The 23,914-nt window shown below is 42.0% G+C and carries 23 protein-coding genes and 1 tRNA gene; 6 read left to right on the forward strand and 18 right to left on the reverse strand.

The window, feature by feature from the left end:
- Window positions 1–6: 6 nt before the first annotated feature.
- From PW220_RS09155 to PW220_RS09190, 8 genes are all read right to left on the reverse strand, one after another.
- Entirely contained in the window at window positions 7–1,878 is a 1,872-nt protein-coding gene (locus tag PW220_RS09155) for an alpha-galactosidase (protein WP_248055552.1), read from the reverse strand.
- Window positions 1,868–3,202 carry an alpha-L-fucosidase gene (locus tag PW220_RS09160; RefSeq protein WP_248055554.1) on the reverse strand — a complete coding sequence of 445 codons (1,335 nt, stop codon included), beginning with the start codon at window positions 3,200–3,202 and terminating at the stop codon, window positions 1,868–1,870. The genes PW220_RS09155 and PW220_RS09160 overlap by 11 nt, the downstream gene beginning before the upstream one ends.
- Window positions 3,199–4,038, reverse strand: coding sequence for a carbohydrate ABC transporter permease (locus tag PW220_RS09165; RefSeq protein WP_248055556.1), 840 nt, complete (start codon window positions 4,036–4,038; stop codon window positions 3,199–3,201). Before PW220_RS09165 ends, PW220_RS09160 begins: the two co-directional genes overlap by 4 nt.
- Window positions 4,035–4,958 carry a carbohydrate ABC transporter permease gene (locus PW220_RS09170; RefSeq protein ID WP_248055558.1) on the reverse strand — a complete coding sequence of 308 codons (924 nt, stop codon included), beginning with the start codon at window positions 4,956–4,958 and terminating at the stop codon, window positions 4,035–4,037. Before PW220_RS09170 ends, PW220_RS09165 begins: the two co-directional genes overlap by 4 nt.
- Window positions 4,959–5,050: 92 nt before the next feature.
- Entirely contained in the window at window positions 5,051–6,337 is a 1,287-nt protein-coding gene (locus tag PW220_RS09175; RefSeq protein WP_248055560.1) for an ABC transporter substrate-binding protein, read from the reverse strand.
- Between the two features lie 16 nt (window positions 6,338–6,353).
- Window positions 6,354–6,998, reverse strand: a complete 645-nt coding sequence (locus PW220_RS09180; protein WP_398582926.1) for an L-fuculose-phosphate aldolase — start codon at window positions 6,996–6,998, stop codon at window positions 6,354–6,356.
- 14 nt (window positions 6,999–7,012) lie between these two features.
- Window positions 7,013–8,800, reverse strand: a complete 1,788-nt coding sequence (locus tag PW220_RS09185; RefSeq protein WP_029173302.1) for an L-fucose isomerase — start codon at window positions 8,798–8,800, stop codon at window positions 7,013–7,015.
- Window positions 8,784–10,211: a rhamnulokinase gene (locus PW220_RS09190; protein WP_248055563.1), complete on the reverse strand. Its 1,428-nt coding sequence runs from the start codon at window positions 10,209–10,211 to the stop codon at window positions 8,784–8,786. The genes PW220_RS09185 and PW220_RS09190 overlap by 17 nt, the downstream gene beginning before the upstream one ends.
- A gap of 174 nt (window positions 10,212–10,385) precedes the next feature.
- On the opposite strand from PW220_RS09190, the gene PW220_RS09195 reads away from it, so the two are divergent.
- From PW220_RS09195 to dusB, 3 genes are read left to right on the forward strand one after another with little or no spacing between them, the layout of a single operon-like run.
- Window positions 10,386–11,156: a DeoR/GlpR family DNA-binding transcription regulator gene (locus PW220_RS09195; protein WP_248055564.1), complete on the forward strand. Its 771-nt coding sequence runs from the start codon at window positions 10,386–10,388 to the stop codon at window positions 11,154–11,156.
- Between the two features lie 56 nt (window positions 11,157–11,212).
- Complete coding sequence (gene hslO, locus PW220_RS09200) at window positions 11,213–12,079, forward strand: Hsp33 family molecular chaperone HslO (RefSeq protein WP_172094757.1); 867 nt, start codon at window positions 11,213–11,215, stop codon at window positions 12,077–12,079.
- Window positions 12,072–13,076 (forward strand): tRNA dihydrouridine synthase DusB, encoded by a 1,005-nt coding sequence (gene dusB / locus PW220_RS09205; RefSeq protein ID WP_248055565.1) that lies wholly within the window; start codon window positions 12,072–12,074, stop codon window positions 13,074–13,076. Before hslO ends, dusB begins: the two co-directional genes overlap by 8 nt.
- 96 nt (window positions 13,077–13,172) lie before the next feature.
- Here the strand turns inward: dusB and PW220_RS09210 are convergent, their stop codons facing one another.
- From PW220_RS09210 to PW220_RS09220, 3 genes are all read right to left on the reverse strand, one after another.
- Entirely contained in the window at window positions 13,173–13,664 is a 492-nt protein-coding gene (locus tag PW220_RS09210) for an adenylyltransferase/cytidyltransferase family protein (RefSeq protein WP_248055566.1), read from the reverse strand.
- Between the two features lie 94 nt (window positions 13,665–13,758).
- On the reverse strand, window positions 13,759–16,215 hold the full coding sequence (locus PW220_RS09215; protein ID WP_248055567.1) for an ATP-dependent Clp protease ATP-binding subunit: 2,457 nt from the start codon (window positions 16,213–16,215) through the stop codon (window positions 13,759–13,761).
- 4 nt (window positions 16,216–16,219) lie between these two features.
- Window positions 16,220–16,678 carry a CtsR family transcriptional regulator gene (locus PW220_RS09220; RefSeq protein ID WP_248055571.1) on the reverse strand — a complete coding sequence of 153 codons (459 nt, stop codon included), beginning with the start codon at window positions 16,676–16,678 and terminating at the stop codon, window positions 16,220–16,222.
- 279 nt (window positions 16,679–16,957) lie between these two features.
- Here PW220_RS09220 and PW220_RS09225 point away from each other — a divergent pair, with 279 nt between their 5' ends.
- Both PW220_RS09225 and PW220_RS09230 read left to right on the forward strand, forming a co-directional pair.
- Entirely contained in the window at window positions 16,958–17,296 is a 339-nt protein-coding gene (locus PW220_RS09225; protein WP_172090909.1) for a DUF6568 family protein, read from the forward strand.
- Entirely contained in the window at window positions 17,296–17,997 is a 702-nt protein-coding gene (locus tag PW220_RS09230; protein ID WP_248055572.1) for a GNAT family acetyltransferase, read from the forward strand. Before PW220_RS09225 ends, PW220_RS09230 begins: the two co-directional genes overlap by 1 nt.
- 155 nt (window positions 17,998–18,152) lie before the next feature.
- Here PW220_RS09230 and tsf read toward each other — a convergent pair whose 3' ends face one another.
- From tsf to PW220_RS09250, 4 genes are all read right to left on the reverse strand, one after another.
- Window positions 18,153–19,193, reverse strand: a complete 1,041-nt coding sequence (gene tsf, locus PW220_RS09235) for a translation elongation factor Ts (protein ID WP_099806551.1) — start codon at window positions 19,191–19,193, stop codon at window positions 18,153–18,155.
- Window positions 19,194–19,348: 155 nt separating this feature from the next.
- Window positions 19,349–20,125 (reverse strand): 30S ribosomal protein S2, encoded by a 777-nt coding sequence (gene rpsB, locus PW220_RS09240; protein ID WP_014637198.1) that lies wholly within the window; start codon window positions 20,123–20,125, stop codon window positions 19,349–19,351.
- Between the two features lie 185 nt (window positions 20,126–20,310).
- The gene (locus tag PW220_RS09245; protein WP_248055574.1) at window positions 20,311–21,303 is read right to left on the reverse strand and encodes a DUF4767 domain-containing protein; all 993 of its coding nucleotides are present in this window, start codon (window positions 21,301–21,303) and stop codon (window positions 20,311–20,313) included.
- Window positions 21,304–21,322: 19 nt separating this feature from the next.
- Window positions 21,323–22,474 carry a DUF6287 domain-containing protein gene (locus PW220_RS09250; protein ID WP_248055576.1) on the reverse strand — a complete coding sequence of 384 codons (1,152 nt, stop codon included), beginning with the start codon at window positions 22,472–22,474 and terminating at the stop codon, window positions 21,323–21,325.
- A 179-nt stretch (window positions 22,475–22,653) separates the two neighbouring features.
- On the opposite strand from PW220_RS09250, the gene PW220_RS09255 reads away from it, so the two are divergent.
- Window positions 22,654–22,724 (forward strand) — tRNA-Cys (locus tag PW220_RS09255).
- A 174-nt stretch (window positions 22,725–22,898) separates the two neighbouring features.
- Here the strand turns inward: PW220_RS09255 and nusG are convergent.
- From nusG to rpmG, 3 genes are all read right to left on the reverse strand, one after another.
- Window positions 22,899–23,438 carry a transcription termination/antitermination protein NusG gene (gene nusG, locus PW220_RS09260; RefSeq protein WP_002940254.1) on the reverse strand — a complete coding sequence of 180 codons (540 nt, stop codon included), beginning with the start codon at window positions 23,436–23,438 and terminating at the stop codon, window positions 22,899–22,901.
- 109 nt (window positions 23,439–23,547) lie between these two features.
- Window positions 23,548–23,724, reverse strand: coding sequence for a preprotein translocase subunit SecE (gene secE / locus PW220_RS09265; RefSeq protein WP_248055578.1), 177 nt, complete (start codon window positions 23,722–23,724; stop codon window positions 23,548–23,550).
- A gap of 9 nt (window positions 23,725–23,733) precedes the next feature.
- The gene (gene rpmG, locus PW220_RS09270) at window positions 23,734–23,886 is read right to left on the reverse strand and encodes a 50S ribosomal protein L33 (protein ID WP_002940258.1); all 153 of its coding nucleotides are present in this window, start codon (window positions 23,884–23,886) and stop codon (window positions 23,734–23,736) included.
- Between the last annotated feature and the right edge of the window lie 28 nt (window positions 23,887–23,914).

Here is a 23,914-nt window from a genome sequence, read left to right on the forward strand (position 1 = left end):
ACCCTCCTAGTTTTTCTGCGCAATCAGAATTGTATATGGAGCTAGTTCACACTCTGTTTCTGAAAGGACTCTATAGTCACCTTTGACCAATTGATACTCAGAAAGATTGATCTTATCTAACTGAATAGTGGCTGAATGGCTAGCTGGGTTCCGAAGTGAGAGGATTTCTTTCCCTGTTTCTTCATCAATACATCTGTAACCATAAATTTCAAATGCTGACGGTTTCCCACCAATCATTTGACTGTGCTTTAGAGTGGAATAATTGTTCTCTATCCACTTGACAGCACGAGCATTGGCCTTCCAACGTTCCTGATCAAACATTGTATAGGAATAGTGGAACTCCCAAAAAGCATTTCCACGAGTGGAAATAAATAGGAGATACTCTTCAAACTCTTCTACACTAGCATACATTTGATGGTCCATGTACCAGGTATGAGCTGTACTCGCATAGACAGGTTCATGGTTATAAAGACTCCAGAGAGGCAACTGAATATCCCGCTTGGTCAAAAATTCTTCATATTGACAATCACGATAGGTAATCATCCGCTGAATATCATTCCCAGCATTTTCTGTAAAACCAACATCCTGCGAAATTTGTATCCAAAGGCTGTTGACCCATTGTAAGAACCATGGGCTAGGATTGACATAAGAAGTCAAGTTCAGCCAACAATCTCTATCTCCTCGCTCTGCCCTTAAATCTTTTAAAAGGTCAATCAAGAATTCATAGACAGGAGTCATAGTGTGCATGGCAAATTCACCACTAGAGTCTGGCTTGTCCGGCTTCAACAACCAACCATCGATTTTCCAATAGCTGATGTCATATTTCTTCTGGTAATCCAACATTTTTTGCTTCATTCGCTCTAAATAATTAAAATCACCAATATTGACATCGTTTGATAAAGCATTTTTGCTACCAAATTCTGGATGTGCTTCTAACCAGTCACTCATGATAATTTCTGTACCGTTATAACCTCCACGTGGTCCGATCCAAAGACCAAGGCTAGCACCTAAATTGTTCACAAGAGCTTTTACCTTTGTTAGACCGTTAGGGAACTTTTCATTAAACTCCCAAACACTTTGGTAATCACACCAGCCATCATCAACGACATAGGCATCCAACTTCACACCATTATCTTCAAAACCATGCGAAATCTCTTCAAAACTCTTTACAATAATCCCTTCATCAATGGCAGTCATATGGTCATACCAAGAATTATATTGTTTTCTGAAATAACTTGGTTGAGCTATACCTCTAATGTAAGTGTAGAAATCCTTTTGAATACTAGACTTATCAAACCCAACGGAGGCACCAATAACAACTGGCCAGATTTTTTTCGGCTCTTTAATCTCGTGACCGACATAGTAGCGAGAAAAATAGGTCTGGTCCACCAGTCTATTTTCTCCCATTGGAAACTCCATACCAAAGAAGAGGGACTTGGCATAAATCGGTTGCCCTAACTCTACATAATAGCCAGAAAATCCACCCATTTCTTTAATATTATCTTGTTTTTTCGGAATATATACCTGCTCTAAATTTGCAAAACCAAACTGCTCCACATCAATATAGTTAATTGTTTTAGAAGACGACAGAATAGTAACCTCTTTAGCAAGTACATCTTCACGTTTTGAATAAAATATGGTTAACTGGATTTCTGAATGATAGAAACTCACCAAAAGACTCTCATTGGTTTGTTCGACTACATGAGCTGTAAAATCCTCAGAGCTGATCTGGCTTCCATCACAGAAATAAACAACGAATTCCGTATGTTTTTCGTTTCCAATGGGTTCATCAAGCTTTTTATTCAAGATATGGGAAGTATAAAACTTCCCATCTTCTAATTTAAAATAGCGTGCTATCTGTTTATTTTCAATCTTCACTATCATCACCTACTAACTCAATCTTAATCACACTATCTACGCCATCTGGCAAAGGATAAGTAAAGTGAGGAATATCACCATACTGTGCGAAGCAAATCCCTTCATACGCATTAGTGGTCCAACTCTTAGAAATTTTCACTTCACTTCCATCATGGAGGAAACTCATTCTTTTGACTTTGCTTTCATCGATACCAATCAGGGCAAGAGGGCCAATTGGCTGTTCGAAGACATGAGCATACACCGTGTTTCCTTTTTGAGTATAGTAGCCCCATTCTGGTTTAGGTAATGAACTAACGCCACAACCATAAATAGACTCACCATTCTTATCTAACCATTTTCCAAAATCAGTTAGAATGTTTTGACTTTCTTGGTTGATAACACCTAGTGCATCTGGACCTACATTCAGAATCATATTCCCATTTTTGCTCACACATTCAACCAACTTACGAATAAGTGTCTTGGACGATTTGTAGAGATGATCCGTAGGGTTGTAGGCCCAGTTATTATTCATTGTTAAGCAAAGTTCCCAAGGAATTGGCTCGCCGTGGATATTTCTAATCCCTTCATGAGGAATTAGCTGTTCTGGGCTAACAAAGTCACCAGAATATAAACTAATATTATCCGTTACAATACTACCAAAGCCTTCACCTGAACCCTCCAAGCGATTATCTACAATGACTTCGGGTTGATATTTACGAACCAACTTGATTAACTTCTCAGCTTGCCAACTCTCACCTACCATATCCTCATATGAGAAATCAAACCACAAAATGTCAATTTTTCCATATTTTGTAACAATTTCTTCTACTTGATGATGCAGATAGGAAATATAATTTTCAAAGTCAATTGTTTCGTCTTTAAATCTCTCATTTCCTCTCATTGGGTGGTAAAGATCTTGGTGTTTAGGATAATCTGGATGATACCAGTCAATCAGACTGAAGTATAGACCTACTTTTAATCCTTCCTCTCGTACCGCTTCAATAAACTCAGCTACTAAATCTTTTCCAATTGGTGTGTTTGTAGCCTTGTAGTCAGTATAGGCTGAATCAAACAAGCAAAATCCATCATGGTGCTTGGCGGTCAAGACCATATATTTCATACCTGCGGCCTTTGCTGCCTTAGCCCATTCTTTCGGATTGTACTTTACAGGATTAAATGTTTCAAAATATGGCTGATAGTCATCAATGGATAATTGTTGGTGACTGCGGATCCACTCCCCTTTTCCAGGGATTGAATAGAGCCCCCAGTGAATGAACATTCCAAAGCGGTCTCTTCGGAACCACTCTGTACGTTTGTTAATTTCTTGTAAACTATTTTTATTCATCCTTTTACTGCTCCTCCTCCAAGGGCTTCGATAAAGTATTTACTTGCAAATGCAAAGAGTAAAATTGGTGGTAAGATAATGACAACAATAGCCGAGAAAAGACCATTATAATTCGTATTAAAACTTGTTGTAAACTGTCCTAGAAGAGCAGGAACTGTTAACTCTTCGGTATCAATCAATAGCATAGAGGCCCAGTAGTACTCGTTCCAGTTATTTATAAAGGCTAAGATTGCTGCAGTTAATATTCCAGGTCTAGCAATCGGCAACATAATTTGCCAAAAAATTTGTGCGTAACTTGCCCCATCAATTTCTGCAGCTTCTTCCAATTCTTTGGGGATGATTGCAAAGTAGTTTTTTATAATAAAGAAACTCATGGCAATCCCACTACAAGAATAAACAAAAATCAAGGCCACAGGGGTATTGTAAATACCGAGTGCATTTACTAGACGATATACTGGAAATGTCATAGCCGTAGCAGGGATAAATAGAGTTGAATACAGCATTGCGGTTATCAATTTTTTGCCACGAAACTCCATCCTAGCAATGACATAAGAGGACATAGAAATCATAATGATGCTAATAATCACAGAGATTGAAACTACTTTAAAACTGTTCCAAAAGTAATCCAATACGTGTAGTTCTGTAAACACCTTGATATAACCGTCAAAACTCAAATCAGTCGGTAAACTAATACCTGGATTTTTCATGGGATCTGCTTTTAAAGATGATAAGAAAATCCATAAAATCGGAAATACTGATACTAGGCATGTAAACAGCATGTAGAGATAGATAATAATTTTACCGGTCTTTGTCAAACCATTCATATGACTTTTCATCTCTTTCTCCTTCTAACTTCTTTAAACATTAGGTTAATGCATAGAATGATAAGCATGCCGCCCAAAATTTGAATAACTCCTATAGTATTAGCTCTTGCATACTGAGTTCTAGAGCTAGCTACTGCTAACTCTCGAATAACGTAGGAAATGCTTCGTGTCTCTGCAGCACCATTCGTTAAAAAGAACACCTCGTTATACAGTAAGAATCCTGCAGTTCCTGACATTACTGTCACTGTTTTAATTGTCTCTTTAATCATAGGAATTGTAATATACCATTCTCTACGCCAACCAACAATATTATCTAAAAGAGCAGCTTCATGGATTTCTTGTGGAATGGCAAAAATTTGACCTAAAATCATTATAGTTGACGTTCCAGCAAAGAAAATGTAGGCACAAGTCATTGCAATAATATTTACACCCGGAATAAGTAACACCGATGAGGTAAAGTCTGGATTAAATAAACGTATAACCTGATTGACTACACCATAATTAGGATTATAGATTTGAAGAAAGATTAATCCCATGGCTGCACTGGAAATAATACTTGGGATGATATAAAGATTACGCGACAATTTCCAACCAATCAATTTCTTTGATAAAGCGATTGCTACTGAAATCGATAATGGAACCTGCACTACTACACCTATGACAGCCCATATCAATGAATTTCTAAGTGCTTCTGAGAAAAATGGATATTCTGTAAATATGTACTTATAATTATCAAATAGATTGCTTAAACCTAAAAATTGAGGATTGTTCAAATTTGAATAGTCCCACTTAGTAAATGACGTAACAAAAATTGTTACTACAGAATAAAAGTAAAATAGAAAAAAACAAACCAGTGTTGGAAGCAAAAATAGAAAGATAAATCGACTCTTTTGCTTTTTTCTATTTTTCAAACTCAAAACCTTATTTGGCATAATTGCTTCCTCTTTCAAAATAATCATAAGCTAGGTAAGGCAGGTCTTAACCAATATCTAAGAACCTGCCTAACTGGCCTAGCAAGTATCTATTAACCAATCAAAGCAATTAGGATTGCTTGGGTATCTTTGACTTTTTGTTCAATGTTTACACCCTCTGCCGCACTTTCTGTAAATGCGTTAATGAGAGCACCACGAACATCTCCACCCCAGGCAGTAATAATCGTTGGCACAGTATATTTTGCAGAGTTGGCTTGAGCTGCAGCGCGACCAAGGAGCTGAACAGTAGCATCCTCAGACCCTTCTGCTAATTTTGCAGTATCAATATTCTGACTAGCAGGGTTAGCACCTACTTTTTCAAAAATAGTAGTTTGCACCTCATCACTAACCATGTACTTCAAAAATTCTAAAGCAATCTTTTGTTTTTCTTCAGACATTTTACTAGAGATTGTAATACCTCCTCCAGGAGAACTGATTGCTACTCCACCTGGATACAAACCTGGTTGCAAGGCAGGATTATCCACCATAGCTCCAGCTGCCCATACACCATTGAAGAAAATCCCTGACTTATTCTCTTGGAAATCTACAGTGTATACATCAGCACCTCCACCTGCGTTAGCTGAACCATTTGCTTGTACTTCAGTCATAACTACTTTTAATGCTTCTGCAAATTCTTTAGACTCAATTCCTTCTTTAGTCAAAGGAGCAGTTAACAACTCTCTTCCTTTCTCAGTTGTCCCTAGAACTGTATTAAACATCCGAATTGCAGGTTCTCCAGCACCAAAACCATACACTCCTTCTTGTTTACGGACAAGTGCCAAGGAGTCAGAAAAGTCTTGCCATGTTTCCCATTGTTCTGGAGTTTTTGCTCCTGCTTTCTCAAAGATCTCTGCGTTATACCATAAACCTAGAGTTACTAACTGATCGTGTACACTATAAATTTTGCCACCAACATTATTCTGAACATAGTTGATACCAACATTTTTTTCCAAGCCATTTTCATCAATATATGGCTTCAAATCCACAACTAAGCCCTGTTCAATTGCTGCAAGCGATACACCATTTCCTGCTAAATCGATAATATCAGGAAACTCACCACTAGCAACCTTGTTGTTCATAATATCTGTCAAGCTTCCTGTTACAGGTATTTGTTTAAATTCAATATTTTCTGTGTTATGTTCCTCAGCGAATTTATCATAGAGATCCCTCATAACTTTAGCAGGTGCCCATTCTTCCTCACTGTGGTGAAATCCATGATAAAATTCTAACACTTCTTTTCCTGAAGATGCTGCCTCTTCTTGTTTAGATGTACTACAACCAGCAAGAGTTAAAACAGTTGCAAAACACAATGCACTGCATTTCAACAAACCTTTTTTCATTTTACGTTCCTCCGTTTTATTTCCTTTGTCCGTAAGTTTTAAATTTTTCAGCCATCAATTCCATTTCTTCATCTGGGAGGATGACTGGTTCTCCCATGCTTTTGGCAACACAATAAATTTTTGAACAGTATTCAACCTCCTCAATGATATTAAAGGCATTCAGTAAGTCCTGAGCACCAGCCAAAATACCGTGGTTGGCAAGAAAGACTGCACGTCTGTCTCTCATAGCCTCAGCAGCATTTTCAGCCAATTCCTTAGTCCCATATGTGGCGTATTCTGCTACTCGGACATCTTTTCCAGCTACCGCAATCATATAGTGGCTAGCTGGTAAGGGCTCTCTTAGTACTGCCAAAACAGTTCCATAAGTTGTGTGGGCATGAATGACTGCATCGATATCTTCCCTTTGCTGGTATTGAATCAGGTGCATATACCACTCACTAGAAGGAAGCTTTTCACCTTCGACTACTTGTCCCTCCAAGTCCATGATGACAATATCTTCTTCCTTGATTTCAAAGAAATCAATTCCAGATGGAGTGATTGCCATTAGACCTTTTTCACGGTTAAATACGCTCAGATTCCCACCAGTACCTTTGGTTAAGCCTTCAGTAACTAACTTTTTGCCGTACTTTATAAGTTCCTTTCTTTCTTTTTCCATGAACATAAAGTGTTCTCCTTCTATTTACTATATAGCGGTCCTAAAACCTCACACATCTTGAAATCTGCTGCTTCCAAATCCTTAGTACCGACACCATCAAAAATGCTTGGACGGAAAATTCGTTCCCTTGGAATATTGTGGAGGGCTACTGGGATACGCAACATACTTGCCAAGGTGATGACTTCCGCACCAATGTGACCATGTACAAAGGCACCGTGGTTAGAACCCCAATGGTTCATAACATCATAGACGGTTTCAAAACCAGGTTCTCCAAGATTCGGAGCAAACCAGGTTGTTGGCCAAGTTTTATCTGTCCGTTCATCCAAGATACGGTGCACCTCATCATCCAATGGACAGGTGTAGCCTTCTGCAATTTGTAAACTTGGACCAACACCCTTGACTAGATTGACACGAATCAAGGTCACTGGAAGTTCCCCCTGAGTCTTGAAGTGAGAAGAATAGCCACCTCCTCGGAAATATTCATAGTTTGCTCGACACCAATCTGTCGCTTCCAGACAGGCTTTTATATCCTCCTCTGTCATATTCCAGAACTCTTTCATGGTTGGCTGACCAGCTTCATCTCGTGCTGCTGCACTTCCATCAAGGGCTGAAGCTCCTGAGTTAATAAGGTGGAGGATGCCATCCTTAGCCCTACCTGTTAGCTCTTGACCTGTCACCCGTTTGACCGCCTCTGGGCTCCAATAAGTCCGAACATCAGAGAAAATTGGAGCCTTATTGGTTAGGAGGGTTCCAAATAACATGGCGGTCGCATTCAAAGTATCATTTTCTGTTGCAAAGGCAGTCACAGGACGTGGACCATTCCAGTCAAAAGTGGAAGCCAGAATCGCTTCAGCAAAATCACCGTTTGGCAACCAGTCTGTCCACTGACGTTGACCTTGGAAACCACCTGAAATTGCATTTCTGCCACGAGCTTCCTCTTCCCAGCCAATCTCTGCTAAGCGAGGATTTCCAAAGAGAATATCTCGGATAATCAAGGTTTGCTTGGCAATAAATTCCCAATCCTTGTCAGCTGGAATCACCTTGGACTTGGTAATCACTTCTGGGAATTCCTTTCCTACATTGATGTCAACACCTTCTTTGCAATATTCCCTAATCCAAGCAAGAGCTTTTTCATATTCTTCTTTATCGTAGATTTCCAACTCCATACGGCGAAGAATCTCAGTCATGTCCACAAATTCGACCAACATTCCCAGATAGTCTTCAAAGAAGGAAGTGGTAACCTGAGAACCCGCAATTCCCATTGAAGAAGCTCCAATGTTGACATAGGACTTGCCTTTCATCTGACCAGCAGCAATGGCTCCCTTGGCAAATAGCAAGATTTTTTCAGCCACATCTGCAGGAATGCTATTGTCATCCAGATCCTGAACATCATGACCATAAATCTTGAATGCTGGGTAACCCTTTTGAGCATAGCCACTCATGGCTGCGGCTAGATAAACTGCTCCAGGTCGCTCTGTCCCATTAAATCCCCAAATGGCTTTAATCGTATGTGGATCCATATCCATGGTTTCTGTTCCATAGCACCAACTTGGTGTGACAGATAAGGTTGCAACTACATTGTCACGAGCAAACTCGTCATAGACAATCCCTGCATCCCCTTGACCACCAATGGTGCGACTGGCCAGCAAACACTGAACAGGAGTTCCGTCTGCGTAACGCAAATTGGACTCAATCAAATCCTTAGCAGCCAGAGCCATTTGCATGGTTTTTTCTTCTAAGGATTCCCTTACACCGCCCTGTCGACCATCAATAGTTGGACGGATTCCAATTTTAGGATAAAGTGTCATTTTTTTCCTCCTTTTTTGGATAAAAATGGTTAAATGTTATAGACTCTTTTACAAGTTTCTTGGCTTCTTTCATATCTTCAACATAGCCAAGTGCCTTAAATTGAACGAGGGCATTACCGATTGAGGTTGCTTCATACAGACCAGTAACCACCGTCTTACCTGTAACATCTGCTACTAATTGTGAGAAATAGCTCGACTTGGAACCACCACCCAGTAGATAGAGTTTTTCAAAAGAATAACCTAACAGATCTTCCAGTTCAGAAATCACTTGCTTGTATTTCTCAGCCAAACCATAATAAGCTATTTTGAAATAGTGAGCTGGACTGGATGGCAGAACTTGGTTGGTCCTCTTTGCATAGGCGGTAATTTTTTCTATCATATTACCTGCACTAGCAAACTCTGGATTTTCTGTATCAATCCTAGCGACATCTTCTTGGCAATTTCCAATCATTTCTGTAATCATTTGGAACGAGTATTCTTGTCCCTGCTCCTTAAACTGTCTTCTTAATTCTTCAAAAATCCACAAACCTGTACAGTTCTTCAAGAAGGTTATGCTATCATCTAATCCAAATTCATTCGTAAATTCTTTGTCGTAGCTTTCCTTACTAATTAGAGGGGAGCTTAAAACAGTCCCTATTAAAGACCATGTCCCTGATGAAATATAGAGTACCTTATCCCCATCATCTGGGATAGATGCGATTGCACTTGCTGTATCATGTTGGCAGACATTGATGACTTTAGAAGCTTGGAGACCCCATTTTTCTTGGACTTTTCCAATAATATTTCCTGGCTCGACCAAGGATGGAAATAAGTTGTCAGCTATTTCAAAGCTTGCTAATAGCTCTTTATTCCATTCCCTTGTATAAGGATTCAGTAACTGCATTGTAGAAGCAATGGTTTTCTCAATGGCTATTTGTCCTGTAAGCCTATAGTTCAGATAATCAGAAACCATCACTAATCTGTCTGCCTTATAGTACTGGTCAGGTTGTCTGTTCTTTAAACGAATCAACTGGAAAAGTGTATTGATTTCCATGATTTGATTACCAGTTTTATAATACAACTCCTCCAAAGATGAATAACTTCCAATTTCTTCCAGTACACCATTGGTCCGACTGTCACGATAATGAACTGGCTGAGCTATCAATTCTCCCTGACTATCTAATAAGGCAAAATCCACACCCCAAGTATCTATACCTACCGATTGCAGGTCACTTTTCACTTGGGCTAACTTAATAGCATGGACAATATGTTCCATTAATTGATGGCTGTTCCAGCAGAGATTCCCTCTTTCTTTGATTGGAATATTTTCAAATCTGCTCAATTCCTCTGCCTTCAGTAATCCCTCTTCTATCCAGTAAAGGACTCCCCTGCCCGAGGTAGCTCCTAAATCAATTGCTAAAACAGATTCCATAGGTCTTCCTCCTAGAATGTTATCGCTTACATTTTTTATTATAGATTCCTGAACACTTCATTTCAATACTTGAACAGAAAGTTGGAAAATGGTCATTTTTTCAAAAATATATTGAAATATTGTTCAAAAATATTGGTTTTTTATGTATAATATAACATAAAAGGAGGTTCTCCCATGAGCAAAGAACAACGAATCCAAGAAATCAAGGCTATCTTACAAGTTAAAAAACGTATAGGGGTAAAAGAATTGGAGAAATCGACCTATTCCAGTGTATCAACTTTACGTCGTGATTTGATTTTCCTTGAACAGCAAGGTTTTCTTAAACGACAGCATGGCGAGGTCATCTTAAATTCCTTCAACACGATTGAACTATCTCACACCATTCGAGAATCAGAAAATAGACTAGCTAAAAAAATGATTGCGGATATGGCAAAAGATTTTATAGGCCCAGGCATGTGTATCTATCTGGATTCTAGCACCACTGTTTACGAACTCTGTAACTTCCTCACAAAAATTGATAATTTAATTATTTTTACAAATGGACTGAACACTGCTCAACGTTTGTCAGAATTTGCTAATCCAACAATGAAAATCTTCATTACTGGTGGGGAAATCAAACATCACTCCGCTTCTGTTGTAAATCATGCCATCGAAAATACTTTGTTAGATCACTTCAGTGTTGACTTGGCTTTCTGCTCTGCGCGTGGTATAGATAAAGAGTTTGTTTATGAAGCATCTTTCAGTCAAGCCTTGGCTAAGAAAAGCGTCATTGATCGAGCAAAAGAGACCATCCTTCTCATAGATAGTTCCAAATTTCACCAGACAGGATTCTTCAAAATCAACAACCTCTCACAATACAAGGCTATTATTTCCGACCAACTGCCAGATGAGCTTATGCTGGAAGAAGCTGAAAAATCTGGCGTTGAGTGGTTATCTTATAAATAACCTTCTCAAAACCTCTCCCTTTCCTCATTTTCCCCACTTGTGCTATAATAATCCTTATGGATAAAATTATTAAGACACTATCAAAGAGCGGGCATTTTCGTGCCTTTGTGCTAGATAGCACAGAAACCGTGAAAACAGCCCAAGAAAAACACGATACTATGGCGTCGTCCACCGTTGCTCTGGGACGCACCCTCATTGCCAATCAGATTTTGGCTGCCAATGAAAAAGGCGACACCAAGATCACCCTGAAAATCTTGGCCAGCGGTGCTGTTGGGGCTATCATCTCCGTTGCTAATACCAAAGGTCAGGTCAAGGGCTACATTCAAAATCCAGACTTGGATTACAAACGGACCTCAACTGGCGAAGTCATCGTTGGACCTCTTGTAGGGAACGGACAATTCCTAGTTATCACAGACTACGGAACAGGTCACCCTTACAATTCCATGACACCATTGATTTCTGGTGAAATCGGTGAAGACTTTGCCTACTTCCTAACAGACAGCCAGCAAACACCATCTGCGGTGGGACTGAATGTCTTGTTGGACGAGGAAGACAAGGTCAAGGTAGCTGGCGGCTTCTTGTTGCAAGTTTTACCAGGTGCGACCGAGACTGAAATTGCTCGTTTCGAAAAACGCATCCAAGAAATGCCTCCCATTTCGAGCTTACTGGCTTCTGAAAACCATATAGAAGCTCTGCTATCCGCCATTTATGGCGACGACGACTTCAAACGCCTATCAGAAGAAGAAATCGGTTTTGTCTGCGACTGCTCTAAGGACCGCTTCCTCGATGCTCTGGCCAGTCTGCCAAAAGCGGACCTGCAAGAGATGAAAGACGAGGACAAGGGCGTGGACATCACCTGTCAATTCTGCCAGACCCACTACCACTTTGACGAAAACGATTTGGAGGAACTCATCAATGGCTAATCTCAATACCCCTTTCATGATTGGTGATGTGGAAATCCCCAATCGCTGCGTGCTGGCCCCAATGGCTGGCGTGACTAACTCGGCCTTCCGTACCATTGCCAAGGAAATGGGCGCAGGCCTAGTCGTTATGGAAATGATCTCTGAAAAAGGCCTTCTCTACAACAACGAGAAGACCCTTCATATGCTCCATATTGACGACAACGAATACCCTATGTCCATCCAACTTTTCGGTGGCGATGCCGAAGGGCTGAAACGGGCTGCCGACTTCATCCAGAAGAACACCAAGGCTAATATCGTAGATATCAACATGGGTTGCCCTGTCAACAAGGTCATCAAGAACGAGGCAGGTGCCAAGTGGCTCAAGGACCCCGACAAGATCTACCACATCATCAAGGAAGTGACCTCTGTCCTTGACATTCCTTTAACCGTTAAGATGCGGACCGGTTGGAACAATACCGACCTGGCGGTCGAAAACGCCCTGGCCGCAGAAAGTGGCGGTGTGGCTGCCCTGGCCATGCACGGACGGACCCGCGAGCAGATGTACACAGGAACCGTAGACCTGGAAACCTTAACCAAGGTGGCTGGCAGCCTGACCAAGATTCCCTTCATCGCAAACGGCGACATCCGCAATGTCGAAGATGCCCGCCATCGAATTGAGGAAGTCGGAGCCGATGCTGTCATGGTCGGCCGGACTGCTATGGGAAACCCATACATCTTCAACCAAATCAACCACTATCTTGAAACTGGAGAAGTCCTCCCCGACCTCTCCTTCGATGACAAACTCAATGTCGCCTTCGACCACCTGACCCGATTGACCAATCTCAAGGGCGAGTCAGTTGCCGTCCGCGAATTCCGTGGCCTTGCTCCCCACTATCTCCGTGGCTCAGCAGGGGCTGCCAAAATCCGTGGAGCCGTTGCCAAGGCAGAAACCATTGAGCAGGTCCAAGAGCTCTTTGACCAAGCACGAGAAGCCTATCAAGAACGGATTGCTAAATAAGATAAACAGGCAGGTTAAAACTCGCTAACAATGAAACAGAAAAAACGCATAAAACCAAGGTTATGACCTGATTTTATGCGTTTTTTCTATACTGTTTTACATGCTTTCCTTTCCAAAAAAGGAAAGAAAGGCAGGGGCAATGTAATCATGGTATTGTTGAGGATGTTCACGAATGAGAGTGGCTGAAATACCAAATTTTCTAGGACTATAATGAGCTTGATAGCCTCGCCTATGCAGTTCTTGGGCATATTCTTCCTCGGACACATAGAAGACTGGCACTTGATTTTCAGACAAGTCCAACAAACCAAGCAAGCGTTCTAGCCAAAGGTCCCAACCATCTGGATAGGCTGGCAAGTCGGTTTCATCAAGCGCACAAACACTCACCAACCTATCTTCCTTAAACTGCTCTTGAGCAAATTGAAATCGTTTGGTCAGATCTAAACCTATCCTATCTCCTCGATCCTTGTCATAGCCTGAAACCACCACATAAACCTGACCACAAGCCAACTTTGCTCGTTCAATCAAATCCAAATGCCCCTTGTGCATGGGGGCAAAGGTTCCGAAAACGACTGCTACGGTTTGTTTCATACCTTGCCTTTCTCATCCGAAACTATATGATTGCGGCAGATAAAGTCCTCACAATCTGCTTCTAAAAGCAGTCTTAGTTCGAGCATTTTTCCACCTATTTGACCACATCAAACTTGAGCTCTTCGCCCTTAACCCCAACTTTCAAGGTTGAACCAGTTGGTAACTCCCCACGGAGCAACATCTCTGCCAATGGATCTTCCAACTTGGTCTGCAAGAGTCTGCGAAGTGGGCGAGCCCCCATTTCTGGGTCGTAACCTTGTTTAGCCAACAACTTAAGGGCAGACGGCTGAAGTTTGAGAGTAATGTCTTTCTCAGCTGTTACCGCAAGCAAGGCTTTGACCATGACCTTGACAACATCCTGCATATGCCTTTCCGTTAGGCTATGGAAGACCACTTTTTCATCAATACGGTTGATAAATTCAGGACGGTAGGCCTTTTTCAATTCCTCAAAAATGCGTTTCTCCACTTCTTTGTGGTCCTTAGACAAATCAAGAGCCCCAAAACCAACTGTCTTATCATCACGAAGGGCTGTCGCTCCTAGGTTTGAGGTCATGATAATGATGGTATTGGAGAAATCAACCTTGCGTCCCTTACTGTCAGTCAAGACACCATCATCCAAGACCTGCAAGAGCACATTGAAAATATCTGGATGGGCTTTTTCAACCTCATCAAAAAGAAGAACAGAATAAGGTTTATTACGAACTTTTTCTGTTAATTCGCCACCTTCTTCATAGCCAACATAGCCTGGAGGGGCACCATTTAGACGGCTAGCTGCGAATTTCTCCATGTATTCAGACATGTCAAAGCGAATCAGAGCTGACTCGTCATCAAAGAGGACTTCTGCTAAGGCCTTAGCTAGCTCCGTTTTACCGACACCCGTCGGTCCCAAGAACATGAATGAACCAATCGGTCTGCGACCTGTCCGAATGCCTGACTGATTACGGCGGATGGCCCTGCTGACTGCAGAAATAGCTTCTTCCTGGCCAATGACACGCTGGTGTAATTCTGCTTCCAAATTCAAATACTTCTTGGCATCTGACTGGCTAAGCTTGGTCACAGGAATACCAGACAGACGACTGAGGGTTTCTAAGACATCTTCTTCCGTCACTTCCAAGTCATAGTTTTGACTGGATTTAGCTGCTTCTTTTGCTTGACGCAGTAGCTTGCTAACTGTCTTATACTTACCAGCCATCAAAGCCTTATCCAGACTGGTCAAACCAGATTCTGCCAATTCTCCCTGTCCCTTGGCACGATTTTGCACGGTTGCACTGGCTTCATCTAGCAAGTCGATTGCTGAATCTGGCAGGTTTTTACTGGTCAAATACCGCTTAGCGTAGGTCACAGCAGTTTCAACAGCCCTATCTCCAATACGGACCCTATGGTATTTCTCAAAAGTCCCTTTTAGACCAGACAAAATGGCAATGCCATCTTCCACAGTCGGCTCCTCAATCATCACCTTGGCAAAACGACGTACCAAGGCCGCATCTTTTTCGATATGCTTCTGATACTCCGCCTGAGTGGTCGCCCCAACCGTACGAAGGGTCCCACGAGCCAGGGCCGGCTTGAGGATATTGGCCGCATCCAGAGTCGAATCAATCCCTGAACCAGACCCCATAATCGTGTGCAGCTCATCGATGAAGAGTATCACCTGACCGTCTTCTTCAATGTCATTGATGATATTGTTCATCCGCTCTTCGAAGTCACCACGGAAACGAGTGCCCGCAATCACATTCATCAAGTCAAGTTCCAAAACCCGCATCTTAGATAGACTAACAGGCACATCACCTGAAGCGACACGTTGAGCCAAGCCCAAAGCAAGAGCCGTTTTTCCGACACCCGCATCACCGACTAGGACAGGGTTGTTTTTCGTCTTGCGGGAAAGGATTTGAATCATCCGCTCAATCTCGACATCACGGCCAATGACCGGTTCCATCTTGCCTTCTCGGGCCAGGGCAGTCAAATCTCGGGTATAGTCTTCCAAACCACCCGTTTGAGGTCCAGGAGGCATGCCCATCATCTGTCCCGCATTGACTGGCTTGGCTTTTCCGCCCTTCATCAAGCCACGAACAGCCTTCATATCTTCCTTGGTAAATCCTGCACGTTTTTCTAAGCTCTTGCGCAAATCTACAAAACGAATCTTGTCATCGGAATCTTCCAAATGAAAACCGACCTTGTCCAAAATCAGACTGGCAGTCGAACGTCTGTTCAGCAACATGGCTAGGAAAAGGTGTTCTGTTCCCAACTCCTTGGCCTTGACCACTTCCGCAATCTTTTTAGCTAAGCTTGCTGTTTCATCCAAACGTTTAGAAGACGGCAAGATACGAAAACTCTCCAAGTCTTCACGATAGACCTTCTCCGTCACGACAAAGGTCGCATGCTCATACTCTGAAATAGAAGCAGGATATTCTGCCAAGACTGCTCCAGCAACCGTATCGTGATTGATGACAAAGGCCAGGAGAATATGCCAGGTTTCCAAATACTCACAGGCATAGCGTTGGGCGACCAACTGGGCATCTTCAAACACCCTTTGTAAACCAGTTGAAATCTTCATGAATTTATTCCTCTTTCCTATCTAAGCGCCGCAAAACCTGGCGCATCATCCGAGCGCGAATACTATCTGCATCCTTGCCCAAGACCTCATCCGAACTCGTTGCCAAAAAGAGATTTCCCTCCCTTTCTGTCATCAATCCTTCATCAAACAACAACTGCAAAATATCTGCATAGACCGTAGCAGACAGCTGCTCGCCCATATTGTTTAATAAATCATGGACCAGTTCATGCTTGTCTGAAAAGGTAATACGCCCAATGCGGATGTAGCCACCGCCACCTCGCTTGCTTTCCACAATATAGCCACGACTGGCTGTAAAACGGGTTTTGATGACATAGTTTATCTGGCTGGGAACCACTTCAAACCGGCTGGCCAATTCGCTGCGGCGCAATTCTGCCACATTGACCTGGTCCAAGATGGCTTTGATATGCTCTTCGATATAATCTGATGTATTTTTCATCGCCATAGTATCGCCTCTTTCTTTGACTATCTTTGACCATTATACCCTAATTTGACAAATATTGAAAGAAAAAGCCCAGCCTTATCCGTAGCAGAATTTTGAAATCTCTCCTCAAATTTTCTATAATAGAAAGAAAAAGGAGAAAGGACTAGGGCTTCCGTATTTGGTTGAACTGAATACGGGCTAGGGACTGGACCAGAAAGAAAAACCAGAACAGGACGCTTGCATCGTCCTTCTATTACCTATTTTGTCTGTGTCCGCTTAAGGCCCTTTATATCTTACACCATGAACTTTCAAGATTACATTCAAGATTTTACAAATGTGACTGTGGAGCAGGCACAGAGCCTTCTAACTGCCAAAGACGGTGCTGTTCTCTTCATCGGACGTAGCACCTGCCCTTACTGCAACCGCTTCGCACCAAAACTCCACAAGGTAGCCCAAGACAAGCAAGTGACCGTCCACTTCCTCGACTCCAGCCAAGTCAGCCCTGAACTTCAGGCCCTCCGTGACCACTACCAAGTTCCTACCGTACCTGGTCTTCTCGTCGCTAAATCTACTGGTGTCCAAGTCCGCTGCGATTCCAGCATGACGGAAGAAGAGATTGCGGCGTTTATTCAAGGCTAATGCTAGACATTTCCTACCAAGCCAACACCTTCCGCATCTCTCATCACGGAAGACCAATCGGCAGCATCCATACCTACAGCAACCCCTACCACCAAGTCAATATCTATCTGCGACTGGATTTGGCCGATTTCGAATGCACCATAGCAAAGCAGCTCTTCCAGTCCCTACAGACTTTCTTAGAAGGTAAGCCTCTGCAGGTTATGCTCTCCTCTGCAGAGCAGGAAAGAATCCATTTCCTTACCGCAGCTGGCTTTGTCTGCAAGCGGAAATGCTATGAGTTCGAAGTGACCAAGCAAGACTACCTTGGTCAAACAACTACCACTAACATCATCACAGCTCGAAAAGGCACCGCACCTTATCAAATAGCCTGTCAGCAAATTTTTGACCACTATCAAACAGTCCACCAAGACATCAATCCTTGGACTGCCAGTCAAGAAGAATTTGAAAAGGGCTTACCTGATCTGGTTTATACAGACTCAGCCAATTGTGCCTTCGTAGAAAACAATGAAATTGCCTATGTATGCGGAAAAGATGAACAAAGCCTTGGTTCCTTCATCCAAGCAGTTATTTGCCAACTATTTGAACAGTATGAGCAAATTAGCTTTGAGGCTGATGACTGCGATCCTATCGCCATGCATTTAGCTGACCAATTCCGACAACCAAACAAGCCTAGTTGGGACACTTATATCTTAAAAAGCTAGCAAAAAGCACCGACCACAAGGCCGGTGCTTTTTAAGGAGATTATGAAAAATATTTAGGATTGATACTAGTATAACTCACTCAACCTGTTCAAACATCCGCCCTAAGACCGATTTATCAAAAAAAGAACTCCTTTTCGGAAGTTCTTCGTTATATCTTATTTACCAAGAGCTGCTGCCATAGTAGCTGCAACTTCTGCTTCAAAGTCGTTTGAAGCTTTCTCGATACCTTCACCCACTTCGAAACGAGCAAATTCTACAACTGAAGCGTTTACTGAGTTCAAGTAAGCTTCAACTGTTTTGCTGTCGTCCATGATGTAAACTTGAGCAAGAAGTGTGTATGCTTGGTCAACTTGAGTGTTGTCAAGCATGAAGCGATCCATTTTACCTGGGATGATTTTGTCCCAGATTTTTTCTGGCTTGCCTTCTGCTGCCAATTCTGCTTTGATTGCTTCTTCAGCTGCTGCAATCACTTCGTCAGTCAATTGAGCTTTTGAACCGTATTGCAAGAGTGGCAATGCTGGTTTGTCAACCATTGCACGGCTTTCGTTGTCTTGTTCGATTTTGTGGTTGATTTGTGCCAACTCATCTTTAACGAATTGCTCATCCAACTCAGTGTAAGAAAGAACAGTTGGTTTCATCGCAGCGATGTGCATTGAGATTTGTTTAGCAAGAGTTTCGTCACCACCGTCGATTACTGAGATAACACCGATACGTCCGCCATTGTGTTGGTAAGCACCAAATGCTTGAGCATCTGTTTTTTCAACCAAAGCAAAGCGACGGAATGAGATTTTCTCACCGATTGTTGCAGTTGCGTTTACGTATGCTTCTTCAAGAGTTTCACCTGAAGGCATTGTCAATTTAAGAGCTGCTTCGTTGTCAGCTGGTTTACCTTCTGCAATTACTTTAGCAGTAGTGTTTACCAATTCAACGAATTGAGCGTTTTTCGCAACGAAGTCTGTTTCAGCGTTAACTTCAACAACTGCTGCTACATTACCATCAACGTAAACACCTGTCAAACCTTCAGCTGCTACACGGTCAGCTTTCTTAGCTGCCTTAGCCATACCTTTTTCGCGAAGCAATTCAATCGCTTTTTCGATATCACCTTCAGTTTCAACCAATGCTTTTTTCGCGTCCATAACGCCAGCACCTGATTTTTCACGCAATTCTTTAACGAGAGCTGCTGTAATTTCTGCCATGTCTATTCTCCTTGTTTGTATTTATAAAATAGAGGAGCGGGCTCAGCCCTGCCCCTCTAGGATTGTTTTTGTGTTTGATAAATGATGTAAAGTGTACTCAGACTAAAAAGCTAAAATTTAGATAAATCTAACGCTTTTTTTCACGTCCTCGTTACTTATTTTCCTTCTACAACTTCAACCAATTCTTCGATTGATTCTGTAGATGCTGGCTCAGCTGCCAATTCAGCTTCAACTGCTGCTACGCTGTCTTCACCTTGGTTACCTTCGATGATAGCGTCAGCCATTTTAGCTGTGATCAATTTAACAGCGCGGATAGCGTCGTCGTTAGCTGGGATGATAACATCGATATCATCTGGATCTGTGTTTGTGTCAACCATCGCTACAACTGGGATACCCAATTTCTTAGCTTCTTTAACAGCGATTTGCTCTTTGTGTGGGTCAACTACGAACATTACGTCTGGAATGCGTGGCATGTCAGCGATACCGCCCAAGAATTTTTCAAGACGAGCACGTTGTTTGTTCAACAATGCTACTTCTTTCTTAGGAAGCACATCGAAAGTTCCATCTTCTTCCATACGGTTGATTTCTTTCAAACGAGCGATACGTTTTTGGATTGTACCCCAGTTTGTAAGAGTTCCACCCAACCAACGGTGGTTGATGAAGTATTGACCAGCGCGGATAGCTTCGTCTTTAACAGCTTCAGCAGCTTGTTTTTTAGTACCTACGAACAAGATAACTGCGTCGTTTGCTGCAGCGTCACGGATGAATTCGTAAGCTTGGTCAGCCAATTTTACAGTTTGTTGCAAGTCGATAACGTGGATACCGTTACGCTCTGTGAAGATGTACTTAGCCATCTTAGGATTCCAGCGACGAGTTTGGTGACCGAAGTGTACACCAGCCTCAAGAAGTTGTTTCATTGAAATTACTGCCATGAGTATTTCTCCTTTTTGTTTTTTCTCCTCTCCCGAACTTCGACTTGCAGCCCAACCTTTCGGCAACAAGACCACAATTGGTCCGAGATGAGTATTTGTTGCACAGCAACTCTATTAGTATATCAGAATACCTGCCTATTTTCAAGCAAAATAGTAGAGAAATTCGTCAAAAATCGGCACTTTTTCTATTCAAAGTATGTTTCTGCAACAACAGAATAAGACCCTGCCACAACATCCATTCTTTCTAACTGTCCACTGGCATTTATTCTATAAAAACCAGCTGATGGAGCAACATTGGGATCTGTTCCCTGCATATTAGGGCTATTATGGTCTTCCCTTACCTCAACATAGACCAAGCCATCAGATGACTGAACATTGGTAACCACTTGGGCCAGAAAATCCGCTTTGGTAAAAGGAGCCCCGTAACGAGAAGCTGCATGTGCCTTGGCCCAATTAGCTGCCTGCTCGACGGTCAAATTCTTGGTGTCTACAGACGTATTAGGAACAGTTGCCGAGCTAGTTTCAGTTGCCACTGCTGAACTTTCACCGAGAACCAAGTTTTCAAAGAAGGCTTGTAATTCCTGGTTTTTAGTCGGTCGGAAATACAAACGCTTCTCTGGATTACCCTGATTTTGCTCAGTAATCCAAGCAATAACCTGACCATCCTTAATGGTAAAGAGATAGAGGTGGGCACTTGGGAATTTTGTATTTTCAATATCCGAATAAATCCCAACTACTGCTGTTTTCCCTGCCGCCACTTGTCCAGTTTCACTCCAAACGAGGTCAGGAGTTTCTCCTAGAAAATCAGGCGTCATTTGTTGCTCCGGGCCACTGAGAATACCTGAGGGCAAGGTCACACCAAAAAAGTTACCTTGACGACTGGGCCCATAAGATACATAGTATTGGGGAGGCGAGAAAGAAGGTCCCCACTGGTCAATCACAAACGTCCTCAATGCCTCTGCCTTGCCAGCATCCCAAGGACCGACCTGACTACTTGAACTACTTGATGTAGAGGTAGTTGTGGTTGATGTAGTGGAACTGGTGCTTGACAAGCTAGAGCTAGAGGATGAGCTAGATGAGGATGCCGGGGTTACTTCCTGCTTCTGCCCACCACAGGCAGCTAGTAAGCAGACACTGGCTCCCAAAAGTAAGCATGAAATAAATCTTTTCTTTTTCATTTTATCTCTCCCATTTTAACTAATCATCTACTCGATAAAAGACACCTTGGCTAAAGCTTTCTGTCGTTGCAACACTCTGGGTAGTAAAAATCCTATCCTTGCTAGTGTCCGTCTGATCGCTATGCCCTTCTAAAAATCCATAAGTATTCTGTACCCCTTTTGGAATCAGCAAAGTTGGTATGGTAGGTGAAGACATAGCATTTGGATTGGTAATTCCTGCTAAAAGAACTTCACCTTCAAACTTGGCATTTTGTACATCAACAAAGACGGTATTGCCCTCGCCATTTACAGCCACATTTCCTTGACTATCAATCTCAATCCGATCACCGCGTCCATTGACCCATTCTCCTTCCAAACTAGAAAAGTTCCCAGCTAGGATTTGTTCCAAATTCATGGACTGGACACCATCTGTTTGATCTGAACTGCTGGTTTCCGTTTCAACCATGTCAAACTCAAAATATTCCCAGTCAAATTGATTAGGATCTAGAATTTCTGACTCTGTCTTTCCAAAAACAGAAACAAGTTCATCTCTCATATGAAAATCTTGCGCGACTCCCTCAATCAATTGACCATTTGCATCTAACTTATTAAGCGTACCTACGGCATCTCCTGTCCCTGAACTCCATCCATAACTAACATATTCTCCACTCTGGAACAAGACAAGGGCGCTTCTCCCACCACCAACTCCAGCTACAAAATTTTCTGCTAACAAAGAAATTTGACCATCAATAATCGCGTAGAATCCCTTTACAAATACTGACTCATCTGTATTTTCAGATCCGATAAACAGTTCATTCTGACCATCCTGATTAAGATCATAAAAGGCATATCTTAAATGGGGAGCAGTTTTTACCGCACTTTCCATAACCCAAGAATTCATCGGAAGCTGTAAACCTTGCAAGACAGCCATCATTTTTTCTACATTTTCTTTGTCTGCACTATTCGCAAAGTCAATGATTGTCTGGTAATCCGAAAAGACGGACTGATACAGTTCCTTATCATCCTTCTTGACTTGGCTCGAACTAGTTGAACTTTGTTGTTTCGTTGATGAACTAGTCGAACTTTGCTGAGTGGATGACGAGGTTGAGGATTGTTTCGTCTGGACATTTGACTTGCTACAAGCTGATAAGGTCGCTACACAAACCAGTGCTAGAGCTAGATATTTTTTCATAATAACCTCCAAATGAAAAATAGATTAGGAACGAAAGGTATGGCCATTCTTGATTATACCGACAGTTGCTCCGACTAGCATTTCCAGTCTTCACTGCCCTTTACCAGACACATTATCTGTAAATGTTTATTTTTCCACTTGACCAATTTCACTATTTAAGGTACAATATTCTTTGTTATGGCGGTATAGCCAAGTGGTAAGGCACGGCTCTGCAAAAGCTTGATCGTCGGTTCAAATCCGTCTACCGCCTTTATTATAGGATTTTATCCGAATTTATACAAGTCAAAAGCCCGATTTTTCGGGCTTTTTTGATTTGTTATTTGGTAAAATTCGGTAAAAACAGAAAAAAGTTTTGGACAAATTTTGGACACCCAAAATAACAACAAACTCCCCACAGCTTGTCGCTATGAGGAGCATGGATATATTACAACTCAGCAATCTGGCTCAAGTTAACTTCAGCAATGGTATCATTACCAAACATAGAGATGACCATTTTGACCTTGTTGTTGTCGATTTCTGTGATTTTACCTGTGTAGTCGGTGAAGGCTCCGTCGATGATACGAACAGTGTCTCCAACTTTGACATCAATATCAAATTCTTGCACGGTTTGACCCATAGATACCAAGATTTGACGGATTTCTTCTTCCAAAAGTGGTGTTGGTTTTGAACGGTTACCGTGTGAACCCACGAAACCTGTAACGTTTGGCGTGTTACGCACTACAAACCAAGCTTCGTCGGTCATGACCATTTCCACCAAAACGTAACCTGGGAAACGATTTTCTTCTACTTCCTTAACCTCACCATTTTTCTCAACTTGAACGGTCTGGGTAGGAATTTCTACACGAAGAATGTTTTCCAACATGTTATAGGTATGAGCGCGTTGGAGCAAGTTCTCCTTGACCTTGTTCTCATATCCTGAATAAGTTTGCAAAACAAACCAGCCCTTATCAAAACTATCGTACATTTTAACTTCCTTTCTATGGAACCACTGCATTTTTAGACGCTAAAAAAAGCCCGAAGGCTTTCGCTTTTCTTTATTATATCACTTCCATTTTACAAATGGCAAGTGTTTTCTAGAAAAGATTAATAAGACTCACCAAACCACGTGACAAAATCAAGTCAAAGAGGTAGATTATCGCCACGAAAAATGCTGTGTATTGCATCACAGAAGCGAAATCCTTCCAGCTCTGCTTACGAGTTGGCCAGGCGGTCTTTTTTAAAATACGAACAATATCTTTCAAAAATTTCACGCGCTACTCCTATCTGGTTTCCTTGTGAACGGTGTATTGTCCACAATGTTTACAAAATTTATTTACTTCTAACCGTGTTGGCTTGGGATTACTCGACAAACTAATCGAATAGTTGCGAGAACCACAAACAGTACAGGCTAGGCTTGCTTTTTTTAGTGCCATAAAGCCCTCCATCTTTCTCATTTTATCA

The sequence above is a fragment of the Streptococcus sp. 29892 genome (assembly GCF_032594935.1).
GTDB lineage: Bacteria > Bacillota > Bacilli > Lactobacillales > Streptococcaceae > Streptococcus > Streptococcus hyiners.